Origin of the sequence: Leminorella richardii (assembly GCF_900478135.1) — a bacterium.
Taxonomy (GTDB): Bacteria; Pseudomonadota; Gammaproteobacteria; order Enterobacterales; family Enterobacteriaceae; genus Leminorella; species Leminorella richardii.
This window is the reverse complement of the sequence record NZ_LS483470.1, coordinates 348,832-361,868: the sequence shown is the minus strand read 5'-3', so window position 1 is coordinate 361,868 and position 13,037 is coordinate 348,832. Positions and strand designations below refer to the sequence as shown.

Genomic DNA, 13,037 nt, shown 5'->3' with positions numbered 1-13,037 from the left:
GCGCTAAAAGTCTTATTTAGCAGCTTTTGGTTCTGCAGCCGCTGGCTTAACGTCTACCAGCTCAACTTCAAACACTAGCGTAGAGTTAACCGGGATACCGGGAACCATATTTTCGCCATAGGCCAGAGCCGGAGGAATGACCATCGTCATCTTGCCGCCTTTTTTGATGTACTTCAGGCCTTCTGTCCAACCAGGAATAACGTTACCCAGTTGGAAAGTCGCTGGCTGGCCGCGAGTATAGGAGTTATCGAACTCGGTACCGTCGATCAATGTACCCTTGTAGTTCACAACAACGGTATCGGTATCTTTCAGCGTCTCGCCGCTTCCCGCTTTTTCTACTTTATACAGCAGGCCGCTCTGAGTCTTATTCACGCCAGCTTCTTTAGCAAACTTGTCGCGATAGGCAACGCCTTTTTCTTCGTTAGCTTTAGCGTCTTCTTTCATTTTAGCCTGAGCTTTTTCTTTCACGCGAGCTTCAAAAGCCTGTAAAGCCTGCTCAACTTCAGCGTCGGACAGTTTGTTTTTACCGTCGAAAGCGTCCTTAAAACCGAGTTGAATCTGTGCACGGTCGAGAGCAATGCCCAGTTTGTCCTGATCCTTCAGGGAGTTTGCCATATAGGCGCCCAAAGACGCGCCCAGCGCATAGGCGGCTTTATGATCTTCACTGTCAAACTTTGCCGTTGAGGCGGCAGCGGCTGGGGCAGCCGGTTTAGCAGGGGCCTCATTGGCCATTGTGCCCGCTGCAAAAGCCATAGAGGCCGTCAACAGGGTTACTTTAAATAATGATTTCATTTTATTCTCCAGTGCTGGAAACGTTTGGCCATAAAATAAAGAAGAAATAAACAGCGCTCTATAGCTTACGTCTGAACTTCGTCAAAGAAAACCTAAATATACTCTTATTCAATGATATACGCCGGTAAGCGTTGCATTACAGGTGCAGATCGTTGGATATATCGTTAAACAGAAAGACAATACTGAGTAGAGCGCTCTACGTGCGCCCTACACTACTGTTACTTACCTTTTCCCGCAGTAACCTTCAAAACCTTTATATCGAAAATCAGTGTAGCATAGGGAGGAATACCTGGCAGAGCGCCCTTGGCACCATATCCCTGCTCAGGTGGGATAACGATACGCGCTTCACCGCCACGTCCGGTAAGTTTAATGGCGCTGCGTAAAGCAGGAATAATGTCTTCTACCTTCACTCTGATAGGCTGAGCGGTTTTCTCAAATACTGTGCCGTTAGGCAGTGAGCCTGTTAGCTCAACCTCAACGATATCACGATCGCCAATCGCCGCTCCGCTACTTTTCTGGTCAACTCGATACAGTAGGCCAGTACGACTTTTCTTTACGCCGTCCTGCTGCTCAAAAGCGCTCCAGAAGGCCTGCCCCATTTCGCGTTCGCGCTGGGCTTCCTGCTCTGCTTTGGCCTTGTTTAACAGATTGACCTGCTCGTCAAACACCGCCATTGTTTGACGAACGGTGTCTTCATCCATTTTGACGTCGTTAGCGAACGCGTCCACAATCCCCGCCAGCACGATATTAGGATCGAGTGTAATATGCAGTTTGCGCTGGTGCGCCATGTTTTCCTGCAAGTAGCGCGCAAGCGTCACTCCACTGGCATAGGCTCTACGCTGCTCTTCGCTGTTTAAAGAAAAGGTGATAGCAGGCAGGGGCGACGTTTTCACTTCTGGGTCTGCTTTCGTCTCTTCCTTAACTGCAACTGCCGACACTTTTTCAGCTTCTTTAACCAGAGCTGCCTCTTTCGCTACTGGCGCAGATTTTACTTCATCCGTTTTTACTTCATCTACTTTTACCGCAGGCTCTGTGATGGAAGCGGCAGGTGCCTTATCCTCTACAGCGGGCGCTGTTTCGGCTGCTGGAGCCGCAGGCTCTACAGCTGTACTGTTGGCTTCCTGCTTAACTTGAGGAGCTTCCGCTGCTGGCGCTGAAGCCTCTTCGGCTTGCGCATAAAAAAGCGGTGCAGCCAGCAAGAGCGCGCCCAGCGCACTTCTTTTTTTATTTAAAAAAGCCATGTATCTATCCTTGTATTTCATAATGAAATAAAACTTCCCCTACTTCCGCTTCTTCTTATCGTCAATGATAAGTAAACTCTTGCGGCATATGAACGATTCGATGCAACGAACCGCCTAATTCCTTTTGTTCCACACCACAGCGATCCACCGGAGAAAACATGCAGACGATAGATACCAACCTCTTAGAGCGCCTCGAGTTACTGGAAAGCAGACAGGCATTTCAGGAAGCGACTATCGACGATCTCAATCAGGTCATTGTGCAACAGCAGCGTGAAATTCTAAAACTGCAGGAACAGCTAAAGATGCTCAGCGATAAACTGAAATCCTCCGAACCGTCCATAATTGCATCGCAGGAAGAAGAAACTCCGCCTCCGCACTACTAGTGCACACAGCCTTTTACGCATACAAACTAAAAAAATGGCAGCCATAATGAGCTGCCATTTCTCTATAAGTCCTGGTTAGTGGCTACAGCCGCAGCCGCCGTGGCCTTTACCGTGACCGCCACAGCCGCCTTCACCGTGCTCGTGGTCATGGTCATGGTCATGACCGCCACCACCGCAGCAACCGCCTTCACCATGGCCGTGACCACCGCAGCAGCCGCCCTCTTCGTGACCGTGAGCGCCGTGTACGTGACCGTGCTCCAGCTCTTCTGCCGTAGCTTCACGAATGGCAACAACCTCAACGTTGAAGTTCAGGTTTTGGCCGGCCAGCATGTGGTTGCCGTCGACAACAACGTGATCGTCTTCCACTTCAGTAATTTCTACCGGTACTGGGCCTTGGTCAGTATCAGCTAAAAAGCGCATGCCGACTTGAAGTTCGTCTACGCCCATGAAAACGTCTTTCGGTACGCGTTGAACCAGCGCTTCGTCATAGTCGCCATAGGCTTCGTTAGCGGAAACAAACACGTCAAAACGGTCGCCTACATCGTGGCTTTCCAGCGCTTTTTCTAAACCCGCGATCAGAGAACCATGTCCATGCAGATAATCCAACGGTGCGCTCACCGGAGACTCATCAACCAACACACCGTCTTCTGTACGAACCTGATAAGCCAGGCTGACCACAAGGTCTTTTGCTACTTTCATGATTTCTCCTACCGTTGATACTTAAATTCCGCTGATTGTAGCTGAAATCAACGGCGTCCTGTACATATTGAGATAAAAATTTAAGCAACTTTATATTACTCAGCGCCGTGATGTCGAATTTTGATGGTAAAGAATGCGAGAATCGTTCACGCTTTCCTCGTCAATCTAAAGCGTCACTGCGGGTTTCCTGCGACTCGTCTTCAAAATCCCATCCCTCGGACAGCTTGCTGTCGTGTTGCATCTCCCGCTGAAAAATATTTTCCAACTCACGCCGCGCTTCTACTGCACGAGACACCTGTTTGACATCGCCCTGCCGGATAGGCATCAGCTCCCGCAGCATGCTTTCATCTAAACGCTTAAAGTATTGCTGAGCACGGTAGGCCTGATGAGGATGCATACCTAAATCGATAAGCGCCTTCCCTCCCAAATCCAGCGCGCTATTAAACGTTTCTCGGGAAAACAGCTCTACGCCAGCGCTCAATAACTCATGAGCTTCAACACGCCCTCGGGCTCGGGCCAGAATAGATAAATGGGGAAAATTCTGTTTACAGAGGTTCACCACCATCATAGTTTCATCGGGCGAGTCGCTGGCGATCACTATCGCTTTAGCTTTTTCTGCGCCTGCCGCTCGCAGCAGATTCAGTTCGGTGGCATCACCGTAATACACCTTGTAGCCATTGCGCCGCAGTATATTGACCTGACTGATATCCCGCTCTAAAACCGTCAAGTGGATTTGGTTTGCCATCAGTAAACGACCAATCACCTGACCGAAACGCCCAAAACCGACAACGATCACCTGTGGTTCATCGTCTTCAACGTCAGGCGCCGCTTTCTCACCCTCAGCCCGGTTATAGCGGCGAGCCAAGATTCTATCTACTAGCTGCATAAGCAAAGGGGTCGTCATCATAGAGACGGTCACTACCACTAGCAAAAGCGCTATCTGCTCGGAATTAAAGATATTCTGTGCCTTCGCAGCGGCAAACAGCACAAAGGCAAACTCCCCGCCCTGACTCAGTACAGCAGAAAACTGCAGCCGCTCCGACGGATTAATGCGAAAAAAGCAGGCCAGGCCGAACAGAATCACGCCCTTTATCGCAACCAGCGCAAAGACCCAAAGAAACACCTGCAGCAAATGGGAATACAGCACTCCCAGGTTCAGAACCATACCAACCGAAATGAAAAATAGCCCCAGCAGCAGACCTTTAAAGGGCTCTATTGCCGCTTCCAGCTCGTGTTGATATTCACTTTCCGCCAGCAATACTCCGGCTAAAAAAGTCCCCAGCGCCATGGAAAAGCCAATCGTCTGCATCAGCACGGCGGCACCCAGCACAACGAGCAGCGCCATAGCGGTAAATACTTCTCTTACTCCAGAAGAAGCCACATAGCGAAACAGCGGCCGCAGCAGATAGCGTCCAGCAGCTACCAGCACAACAATCCCTAGGATCTTGCTTAACACAGTTATCCAATCTGTATCTGTACTGCCGGTTCCTGCCAAAATCGGCACCAGCGCCAAGGCGGGCACTACCGCGATGTCCTGAAACAGCAGCACCGCAAAACCGGACTGCCCGCCGTCACCGCGCATGCCTTTTTCTTTCATCAGCTGCAGCGCCATCGCCGTCGATGACATGGAAAGCCCCAGCGCAGCGATGACTGCTGCGGGGAGGCCAAAATCAGCAAAATACAGTAGCCCGCAAAAGACCAGCGTCGTTACTGCAACCTGCGCTGTTCCTAAACCAAAAATCGGCTTTCTCATTTTCCAAAGCTTGGCGGGATTCAGCTCCAGACCGATAACAAACAGCAGCAAAACCACGCCCATCTCGGAAAAGTGCAGAATTTCATCCACGTCATTAATCAGACGAAAGCCCCATGGGCCGATGGCAATCCCGGCAATCAGGTATCCTAAAACGGCGCCGATACCTAAACGGCGCGCGATAGGAACCGCTACAACGGCTACAGCCAGAAAAATCAAAACAGCCAGCAGCTGCGGTGAGGTTTCCATTTATGCCTCCCCCTCTTCTTCTGCTACAGCCGGTTGACTCAGCCATTCGGCATACTGAAGCGCATACTGCTGCAACTCCCTCTCCTCCTGACGCCTCGCTCGATAAACCACCAGCGGCTCCAGCCACTCCATGCCGCAGGCCTTGGCCATAATACGAAACGGAAGAAGGATCTCATTCAGGGAGAAACCAACCAGCCCGTCAGACCGATAGTTGCTCTCAGCAGCCCCAGCAGTAACAACCAGCCGAAACTGCTTACCGGACAGTTCGCTAGCGCCAACGCTGCCAGTAAACTGTAGGTTCAATACGCGATCTATCCACTCCTTCATCAGCGCTGGACAGCCGTAGGTGTGAATAGGAAACTGAAACACGATCACATCGTGTGCTCTTAACAGCTGCTGCTCTCGCTGTACGTTAATAAAAAAATCGGGATAGTGAGCGTAGAGATCGCGAAACGTGACGTTTTCCAGCGTTTTCACTATTTTCAGCAGCGCGCGGTTAGCCACCGAGCGTTTGGGCTCAGGGTGCGCTAACAGAACTAACGCAGTAGATAAATGGGACATCTTCTCTCCTTAGGCAGTCGTCATCGCTTAGCTTTTTCGTTACCATAGCCCACTGGAAGCACTGGTATTCCAAGGCATCGGCAGGCATACTTGGTCGGCCACAGCGTCGCGCTCATGATGTAATTAGAGTAGCCCGATAAACGGCCAAACGCCCAACCGGACGCCATAATATCCACCGGATGCAGAGGGTTAAACGGCGAATTTTTGAATAACAGCATCAAAAATCATGTCTAACGTTACTTTCTGTTTCCAAAGGGCAAAACAGCGCACCGTCAACGGAGCTCTCCATTTCTCGTAGATTTATGACAACTATAATCAAGTCACCGCTATGATTTTATTCTCTTCATTACAGATCCGCCGCGGCGTCAACGTGCTGCTCGACAACGCCAGCGCGACCATTAACCCTGGTCAAAAAGTTGGGCTAGTGGGTAAAAACGGCTGCGGGAAATCCACACTGCTTTCTCTGCTTAAGGGTGAACTCTCCGCCGACGGCGGCAGCGCTGTATTTCCTACAAATTGGTCAATGGCCTGGGTCAATCAGGAAACCCCCGCTCTAGATACCGCTGCAATCGAATACGTTATTGACGGTGACCGCGAGTACCGACAGCTTGAACAGGAACTGGCAGAGGCAAACGAAAAAAACGACGGCCACCGCATCGCACTGCTGCACGGCAAACTTGACGCCATCTCCTCTTGGACTATTCAGTCCCGCGCCGCCAGCCTACTGCACGGACTAGGCTTTAGCCAAGAACAGCTACAACAGCCCGTCAGCGCCTTTTCTGGCGGCTGGAGAATGCGCCTGAATCTGGCACAGGCTCTGCTATGCCGTTCCGATCTGCTGCTGCTTGACGAACCCACCAACCACCTCGACCTTGATGCGGTTATCTGGCTGGAAAAATGGCTGAAAAGCTATGAAGGTACTCTGATCCTGATTTCCCACGACAGGGATTTCCTCGATCCCATCGTCGATAAAATTTTGCACATTGAACAGCAGCAGCTGTTTGAATATACCGGTAACTACTCTTCCTTTGAGCGCCAGCGGGCAACGCGACTGTCACAGCAGCAGGCAATGTATCAGAGCCAACAGGAAAAAGTTGCTCATCTAAAGAGCTATATTGACCGATTCAAGGCTAAAGCTACCAAAGCAAGGCAGGCACAGAGTCGGATAAAAATGCTGGAGCGCATGGAGCTGATTGCTCCCGCCCACGTCGACAATCCGTTTCACTTCAGCTTTCGCGAGCCGGAAAGCCTGCCCAACCCGCTGCTGCGAATGGAAAACGTCAGCGCAGGCTATGGCGATAAAACTGTCCTGTCGTCCATTAAGCTCAATCTGGTTCCCGGCTCTCGTATTGGCCTCCTTGGTCGCAACGGTGCCGGTAAATCAACTCTCATCAAGCTGCTGGCCGGTGCCCTTACAGCGCAGCAGGGGGAAATCGGCCTCGCCAAAGGCATTCAGCTTGGCTACTTCGCCCAGCACCAGTTAGAAACCCTGCGCCCGGACGAATCCCCTCTGTGGCACCTAAGCAGGCTGGCGCCTAAAGAGTACGAACAGGCACTGCGCGACTATCTGGGCGGCTTCGGCTTTCGCGGCGATAAAGTCACCGAAAAAACTGAGCGCTTCTCCGGCGGTGAAAAAGCACGCCTCGTGCTGGCTCTGATTGTCTGGCAGCGCCCTAATTTGCTGCTGCTCGATGAGCCCACCAACCACCTCGATCTGGACATGCGCCAAGCGCTGACGGAGGCGCTGATTGACTTCAATGGCGCTCTGGTCGTGGTTTCCCACGATCGCCACCTGCTTCGTTCTACGACCGACGAGCTTTATCTGGTGCACGACGGCCGCGTAGAGCAGTTCGATGGCGATTTGGACGATTACCAGCGGTGGCTTTCCGACCTGCAAAAACAGGATTTTCAAGCACAGCCGTCTGGTCAAGCGGAACCAAGCAACAACAGTGCTCTGTCGCGTAAAGATCAAAAGCGCCGAGAGGCCGAATTTCGAGCCCAAACTCTGCCGATAAGAAAGGCGATAGAGAAGCTGGATAAAGAGCTGGAAAAAGTAGCTAAAGCGCTTGAAGGCGTCGAACAGGCGCTGTCTGACAGCGCCATTTACGACCCGGCTAAAAAGGCTGAGCTTACCGGGCTGTTACAACAGCAGGCTTCCTTGAAGTCAGCTCAAGAGGAGCACGAAATGAACTGGCTAGAACAGCAAGAACAGCTGGAAGAGATGACGACGCTGTTCAATCAGGAAAGCGACTAGGGCTCGTTACCGCTAATAAAAGGGCTGTTAAAATTGCAGCCTTTTTATTTTGCTAAACGTTTGACTACATCCAGATAAGCGCGGCGCATCCTGCCGTTAGCATGCCCATAGTGACGTTAAATATCACCCACGCCCGGCGGCTTCGTAGAAACCGACCGATGCCTGAACCGAAGCCCATCCAAATCACGCCAGCAACCAGATTAACCGAACACATCGCTACACTCATCGCCACTACCGAGCTGCCGTATAAATCCCCCGGCAGGCTGTAGCTGGCTACCGAACCTATGCCCATCAGCCAAGCTTTAGGGTTAAGTGCCTGAAGCAACAACCCCTGATACAGGCGAACCGGTTTGGGAGCGCCTTTATCCGTTTCCAGCTTTTCATAGCGTGCACTGGCCATTTTCCAAGCCAGCCAAACCAGATACAGGCTACCCGCAATTTTTAGCCCCATATGTACAGGTGGGTAAGCCAGCAACAGCGTGCCAACACCGGCCGCCACCAGCAGCAGTAACAGCTGCATACCAAGCATGATGCCAATCATCAGCGGCAGCGAACGCACAAAGCCAAAGTTCGCCGTTGATGAGGTTAAAAGCATGTTGTTAGGGCCCGGCGTGACCGCCGCTATCCACAAAAACGTGAGGAGTGAAAGAAACCAGCCTAGCTCCATGATACTTGCGCTACCCTTTACCGTTGGGACGTGTTATTTCATTCCATTCAAGCTAACAGTGTGATATTGATCGCACAACCCCCCAACAGATTTAATTTTTATGATAAACACCGACTTCCAGCCGATGCCGGGAACCGCCAATCCACATATACAAACGCTTTTACCGCGCCTTGTCAGGCGTCGAGTCAATCTCAATCCCGTTTGGCAACGCCTTGCCCTACCGGATGAGGACTTCGTCGATCTGGCCTGGAGTGAAACGCCGGAAACCGCGGTACACAAACCTCGACTGGTCATCTTTCACGGTCTGGAAGGCAACTTCTATAGTCCCTACGCTCACGGCCTGTTGGAAGCCTGCCAGCAGCGAGGCTGGCTGGGCGTTGTGATGCACTTTCGCGGCTGCAGCGGTGAGCCGAATCTGGCACCTCGCGCTTACCACTCGGGGGAAACGCAGGACGCGCGCTTTTTTCTGAACTGGCTCAAAGAGCGCTTTGGCTCAGCCCCTACGGCCGCCGTCGGCTATTCTCTGGGCGGCAATATGCTGGCCTGCTATTTGGCTGAAGAGGGCGAAAAGGCACCACTGCAGGCTGCCGTTGTGGTTTCCGCTCCGCTGATGCTAGCCCCCTGTTCACGGCGATTGGAAACCGGCACTTCGCGTCTTTATCACCACTATTTACTCAGCCAGCTGAAACAAAGCGTTCTGCGCAAACAAAAGCGTTACCCACAGCTGGTATCTCTGACAGAAAAAGAGCTAAAAGGCATCCGCTCTCTAGAGGCGTTTGATGATGCGATAACCGCGCCACTGCACGGATTCTCTAACGCACAGGACTACTATTACCAGTGCAGCGCGCTGCCGATGTTACCCAATATTAAAACGCCACTGCTTATCGTCCACGCAAAAGACGATCCCTTTATGTCAGCAGAGGTGATCCCCGATCTCAAAAGCCTTCCAGGCAATATTGAATATCAGCTAACGGAGCACGGCGGGCACGTGGGCTTTGTGGGAGGCACGTGGAAAAAGCCCGAAATGTGGTTGGAAAAGCGTATCCCTCAGTGGCTGTCACCCTATCTGGAGAACGCAGCATGATTATTCCCTGGCAGTCCCTCAATCCCGAGACGCTGGAGGCTATTATCGAGTCATTCGTTTTACGCGAGGGAACCGACTACGGCGAGCAGGAAAAATCTCTGGAACAGAAAGCCGACGACGTCAAACGCCTGCTAGCAAACGGTGAAGCGGTGCTGGTGTGGTCCGAACTGCATGAAACCGTCAATATCATGATGAAAGCGCAGTTTAAAGATGGTATAGAAGAGCAGCCCTATCCGGAATATTGAGCGGCTCGAGGTGTCTTGCCCTTCCGCTTTACTGACTATAATAAAAACGAGGAGTCAGGCACATGTCGATAAAACACCCCATCATTGCCGTGACCGGCTCTAGCGGAGCGGGTACCACGACCACCAGTCTGGCATTTCGGAAGATCTTTCAGCTGCTGAACCTTAACGCCGCGCGCATCGACGGCGACGCCTATCACCGCTACACGCGTCCGGAAATGGATGCTGAAATCCGCAAAGCGGGAGAGCAGGGTCGTCACATCAGCTACTTTGGCCCCGAAGCCAACGACTTTGCCGCGCTGGAAAATAGCTTTATTGAGTACGCTCAAAACGGTTCAGGGCGCACCCGCAAGTATCTACACACCTATGATGAAGCGGTGCCTTACCGCCAGCTGCCCGGTACCTTTACCCCCTGGAGCCCGCTACCTGACCGCACAGATCTGCTGTTTTATGAAGGCCTTCACGGCGGTATTGTGACTGAAAATCACAACGTGGCTCAGCACGTCGACCTGCTAGTTGGAGTGGTTCCTATTGTTAATCTGGAATGGATACAAAAGCTTATTCGCGATACTGTCGAACGCGAACATTCAAGAGAAGCAGTGCTGGACTCCGTCGTCCGCTCTATGGATGACTACATTAACTACATTACGCCACAGTTTTCCCGCACACACATTAACTTTCAGCGTGTTCCCACCATCGACACGTCCGATCCCTTTTCCGCCAAAAGCATTCCGACCCTTGATGAAAGCATGGTCGTGATCCACTTTCGAGGCATCAGCGGAATCGATTTCCCCTATCTGTTAGCCATGCTGCAAGGGTCGTTTATCTCTCAGACCAACACGCTGGTTATCCCGGGAGGTAAAGTCGGTCTGGCAATGGAGCTGATTATTACCCCCTTGATCCAACAGCTTCTGGAAGGGAGACCGTTGAAGTGATCGCGTGACAAAATAGCCAAACAACGCAGCAATACGCCATATGTCCCGCATTTTGGTAATGAGGAACAAGACTCTTGCCTCAAGCTGTGTTAAAAGCTTACGGTGTAGAAATCCATAAATTAGGTTATGATCGACTATAATAGCGCTCACCGAGCATTTCTGACGCTCTCGAGCAAGCAAGTAAATAAGTAAGTTTTTTCGGCAGGCTTCTTGCTTTGCTGTTTTAGGCAGTGACAACAAAGAGGATAACAACAGATGGTTCTCGGCAAACCGCAAACAGACCCGACTCTTGAATGGTTCTTGTCTCATTGTCATATTCACAAGTATCCTTCCAAGAGCACGCTTATCCATCAAGGAGAGAAAGCGGAGACGCTTTATTACATTGTTAAAGGAGCCGTAGCCGTTCTCATCAAGGATGAAGAAGGGAAAGAAATGATCCTTTCTTACCTTAACCAGGGTGACTTTATTGGCGAACTTGGCCTGTTTGAAGAAGGGCAAGAGCGCAGCGCCTGGGTAAGAGCAAAAACAGCCTGTGAAGTTGCCGAAATTTCCTATAAAAAGTTTCGCCAGCTAATTCAAGTGAACCCGGACATTCTTATGCGCCTGTCGGCTCAGATGGCTCGTCGTCTGCAGGTTACGTCAGAAAAAGTAGGCAGCCTAGCCTTCCTTGACGTCACAGGTCGTATTGCCCAGACCCTGCTAAATCTGGCTAAACAGCCTGACGCGATGACCCACCCCGACGGGATGCAAATCAAAATCACTCGTCAGGAAATCGGCCAAATCGTCGGATGCTCTCGCGAAACCGTCGGCCGCATTTTAAAAATGCTTGAAGACCAAAACCTGATTTCCGCTCACGGTAAAACGATCGTCGTTTACGGGACGCGTTAACGGCAAACGCCATTTAAGCAAAACGCCGCTCAGTGAGCGGCGTTTGTTTTTCTCTAAGCCAGTTACTTTGCCTTAGCCTCAGCAACCTGCTTCACCGCGTTTTCAAGACGTTCCATTCCTATCTGCAAGTCTTCCATTGGGATCACCAGCGAAGGGGCAAAGCGCAGCACACTAGGCCCAGCATTAAGCAGCATCAGACCACTGTCTACCGCCGCCGCCAAAAACTCTCTGGCCATCCCGCTGTAGTCAGCCGACAGCTCAGCGCCAATTAATAGCCCCAGCCCCCGCACGTCGGCAAATACGCCGTAGCGCTGATTGATCTCCGCCAGCCGGGAAACAATATACTCATGCCGCCCCTGCACACCGGACAGCACTTCCGGTGAATTAATTGCGTCAAAGGCCGCCTCGGCAACCGCACAGGCAAGCGGGTTACCCCCGTAGGTCGTGCCGTGTACGCCAGGCTCCATCACCTGCGCCACGTCGTTGGTTGTCAGCATGGCGCTAATGGGGAAGCCGCCTCCCAACGCTTTGGCGGATGTCAGCACGTCCGGCGTCACGCCGTAGCGCATGTAGGTAAATAGCGTACCGGTTCTGCCCATGCCTGACTGCACTTCATCAAACACCAGCAGCGCCTGATGCCGATCGCACAGTTCGCGAACCCCGCGCAGAAAATCCGCGTCAACGGGAGTAATCCCCCCCTCGCCCTGCACTGGCTCTAGCACGACCGCACAGGTGTGGTCGTCCATTACCGCTTTCACTGCGTCAAGATCGTTAAAAGGCACGTGAATAATGTCGGCAGGCTTCGGCCCGAATCCATCTGAATACTTCGCCTGACCGCCGACAGTAACGGTAAACAGCGTACGGCCGTGGAAGGCGTTCTTAAAGGCGATAATTTTGGTTTTATAGGGGCTGTGACGTTCAATGGCGTAGCGGCGGACCAGCTTGAAAGCGGCCTCGTTGGCTTCAGCCCCCGAGTTAGCGAAAAACACGCGATCGGCAAACGTCGCGTCGATCATCTTTTTCGCTAGACGAAGCGCAGGCTCGTTGGTGAACAGATTGCTGGTGTGCCAGATAAGCTCACTCTGCTCTTTCAGCGCCTTAACCAGTGCAGGATGGCAGTGCCCAAGGGCAGTCACCGCGATACCGCTGGAGAAATCGATAAACTCATTTCCCTGCTGGTCCCATACGCGACTTCCTTTTCCCTTCACGGGAACAAACGCCGCAGGCGCATAAACCGGCAACATCACGCTATCAAACATATTCCGAGTTACTTTGCTAACACCACTCATTTT

14 protein-coding genes are annotated in these 13,037 nt (G+C 51.9%); 6 read left to right on the top strand and 8 right to left on the bottom strand.

Going from position 1 to position 13,037, the window contains the following annotated elements:
* Positions 1 to 12 precede the first annotated feature (12 nt).
* Positions 13 to 792: an FKBP-type peptidyl-prolyl cis-trans isomerase gene (fkpA, locus tag DQM29_RS01700; RefSeq protein WP_111739021.1), complete on the bottom strand. Its 780-nt coding sequence runs from the start codon at positions 790 to 792 to the stop codon at positions 13 to 15.
* A 218-nt stretch (positions 793 to 1,010) separates the two neighbouring features.
* Positions 1,011 to 2,033, bottom strand: coding sequence for an FKBP-type peptidyl-prolyl cis-trans isomerase (locus DQM29_RS01695; protein ID WP_170126468.1), 1,023 nt, complete (start codon positions 2,031 to 2,033; stop codon positions 1,011 to 1,013).
* Positions 2,034 to 2,191: 158 nt separating this feature from the next.
* Here DQM29_RS01695 and DQM29_RS01690 point away from each other — a divergent pair, with 158 nt between their 5' ends.
* The gene (locus DQM29_RS01690; RefSeq protein WP_111739019.1) at positions 2,192 to 2,416 is read left to right on the top strand and encodes a SlyX family protein; all 225 of its coding nucleotides are present in this window, start codon (positions 2,192 to 2,194) and stop codon (positions 2,414 to 2,416) included.
* A 75-nt stretch (positions 2,417 to 2,491) separates the two neighbouring features.
* On the opposite strand, the gene slyD is transcribed toward DQM29_RS01690, so the two are convergent.
* From slyD to DQM29_RS18080, 4 genes are all read right to left on the bottom strand, one after another.
* Positions 2,492 to 3,115, bottom strand: a complete 624-nt coding sequence (gene slyD, locus DQM29_RS01685) for a peptidylprolyl isomerase (protein WP_111739018.1) — start codon at positions 3,113 to 3,115, stop codon at positions 2,492 to 2,494.
* Between the two features lie 160 nt (positions 3,116 to 3,275).
* Positions 3,276 to 5,114, bottom strand: a complete 1,839-nt coding sequence (gene kefB, locus DQM29_RS01680; RefSeq protein ID WP_111739017.1) for a glutathione-regulated potassium-efflux system protein KefB — start codon at positions 5,112 to 5,114, stop codon at positions 3,276 to 3,278.
* Entirely contained in the window at positions 5,115 to 5,675 is a 561-nt protein-coding gene (kefG, locus tag DQM29_RS01675; protein ID WP_111739016.1) for a glutathione-regulated potassium-efflux system ancillary protein KefG, read from the bottom strand.
* A 20-nt stretch (positions 5,676 to 5,695) separates the two neighbouring features.
* On the bottom strand, positions 5,696 to 5,893 hold the full coding sequence (locus DQM29_RS18080) for a hypothetical protein (RefSeq protein ID WP_145960325.1): 198 nt from the start codon (positions 5,891 to 5,893) through the stop codon (positions 5,696 to 5,698).
* Between the two features lie 110 nt (positions 5,894 to 6,003).
* Between DQM29_RS18080 and DQM29_RS01670 the strand changes: the two genes are divergently transcribed.
* Complete coding sequence (locus tag DQM29_RS01670; protein WP_111739015.1) at positions 6,004 to 7,929, top strand: ABC transporter ATP-binding protein; 1,926 nt, start codon at positions 6,004 to 6,006, stop codon at positions 7,927 to 7,929.
* 64 nt (positions 7,930 to 7,993) lie between these two features.
* Here DQM29_RS01670 and DQM29_RS01665 read toward each other — a convergent pair whose 3' ends face one another.
* Positions 7,994 to 8,596, bottom strand: a complete 603-nt coding sequence (locus DQM29_RS01665; RefSeq protein WP_111739014.1) for a LysE family translocator — start codon at positions 8,594 to 8,596, stop codon at positions 7,994 to 7,996.
* Between the two features lie 100 nt (positions 8,597 to 8,696).
* On the opposite strand from DQM29_RS01665, the gene DQM29_RS01660 reads away from it, so the two are divergent.
* The 4 genes from DQM29_RS01660 (at position 8,697) to crp (ending at position 11,745) form a co-directional block, all read left to right on the top strand.
* Positions 8,697 to 9,680 (top strand): hydrolase, encoded by a 984-nt coding sequence (locus DQM29_RS01660; protein WP_111739013.1) that lies wholly within the window; start codon positions 8,697 to 8,699, stop codon positions 9,678 to 9,680.
* Entirely contained in the window at positions 9,677 to 9,925 is a 249-nt protein-coding gene (locus tag DQM29_RS01655) for a YheU family protein (RefSeq protein ID WP_111739012.1), read from the top strand. Before DQM29_RS01660 ends, DQM29_RS01655 begins: the two co-directional genes overlap by 4 nt.
* Positions 9,926 to 9,987: 62 nt before the next feature.
* Positions 9,988 to 10,857: a phosphoribulokinase gene (locus tag DQM29_RS01650; RefSeq protein WP_111739011.1), complete on the top strand. Its 870-nt coding sequence runs from the start codon at positions 9,988 to 9,990 to the stop codon at positions 10,855 to 10,857.
* 255 nt (positions 10,858 to 11,112) lie between these two features.
* Positions 11,113 to 11,745 carry a cAMP-activated global transcriptional regulator CRP gene (crp, locus tag DQM29_RS01645; protein ID WP_111739010.1) on the top strand — a complete coding sequence of 211 codons (633 nt, stop codon included), beginning with the start codon at positions 11,113 to 11,115 and terminating at the stop codon, positions 11,743 to 11,745.
* 62 nt (positions 11,746 to 11,807) lie between these two features.
* On the opposite strand, the gene argD is transcribed toward crp, so the two are convergent.
* Positions 11,808 to 13,034: a bifunctional acetylornithine/succinyldiaminopimelate transaminase gene (gene argD / locus DQM29_RS01640; RefSeq protein ID WP_111739009.1), complete on the bottom strand. Its 1,227-nt coding sequence runs from the start codon at positions 13,032 to 13,034 to the stop codon at positions 11,808 to 11,810.
* Between the last annotated feature and the right edge of the window lie 3 nt (positions 13,035 to 13,037).

Coding starts and splice junctions, on each gene's coding strand:
- fkpA (WP_111739021.1), bottom strand. CDS start 792: ATGAAATCATTATTTAAAGTAACCCTGTTGACGGCCTCTATGGCTTTT.
- DQM29_RS01695 (WP_170126468.1), bottom strand. CDS start 2,033: ATGGCTTTTTTAAATAAAAAAAGAAGTGCGCTGGGCGCGCTCTTGCTG.
- DQM29_RS01690 (WP_111739019.1), top strand. CDS start 2,192: ATGCAGACGATAGATACCAACCTCTTAGAGCGCCTCGAGTTACTGGAA.
- slyD (WP_111739018.1), bottom strand. CDS start 3,115: ATGAAAGTAGCAAAAGACCTTGTGGTCAGCCTGGCTTATCAGGTTCGT.
- kefB (WP_111739017.1), bottom strand. CDS start 5,114: ATGGAAACCTCACCGCAGCTGCTGGCTGTTTTGATTTTTCTGGCTGTA.
- kefG (WP_111739016.1), bottom strand. CDS start 5,675: ATGTCCCATTTATCTACTGCGTTAGTTCTGTTAGCGCACCCTGAGCCC.
- DQM29_RS18080 (WP_145960325.1), bottom strand. CDS start 5,893: ATGCTGTTATTCAAAAATTCGCCGTTTAACCCTCTGCATCCGGTGGAT.
- DQM29_RS01670 (WP_111739015.1), top strand. CDS start 6,004: ATGATTTTATTCTCTTCATTACAGATCCGCCGCGGCGTCAACGTGCTG.
- DQM29_RS01665 (WP_111739014.1), bottom strand. CDS start 8,596: ATGGAGCTAGGCTGGTTTCTTTCACTCCTCACGTTTTTGTGGATAGCG.
- DQM29_RS01660 (WP_111739013.1), top strand. CDS start 8,697: ATGATAAACACCGACTTCCAGCCGATGCCGGGAACCGCCAATCCACAT.
- DQM29_RS01655 (WP_111739012.1), top strand. CDS start 9,677: ATGATTATTCCCTGGCAGTCCCTCAATCCCGAGACGCTGGAGGCTATT.
- DQM29_RS01650 (WP_111739011.1), top strand. CDS start 9,988: ATGTCGATAAAACACCCCATCATTGCCGTGACCGGCTCTAGCGGAGCG.
- crp (WP_111739010.1), top strand. CDS start 11,113: ATGGTTCTCGGCAAACCGCAAACAGACCCGACTCTTGAATGGTTCTTG.
- argD (WP_111739009.1), bottom strand. CDS start 13,034: ATGAGTGGTGTTAGCAAAGTAACTCGGAATATGTTTGATAGCGTGATG.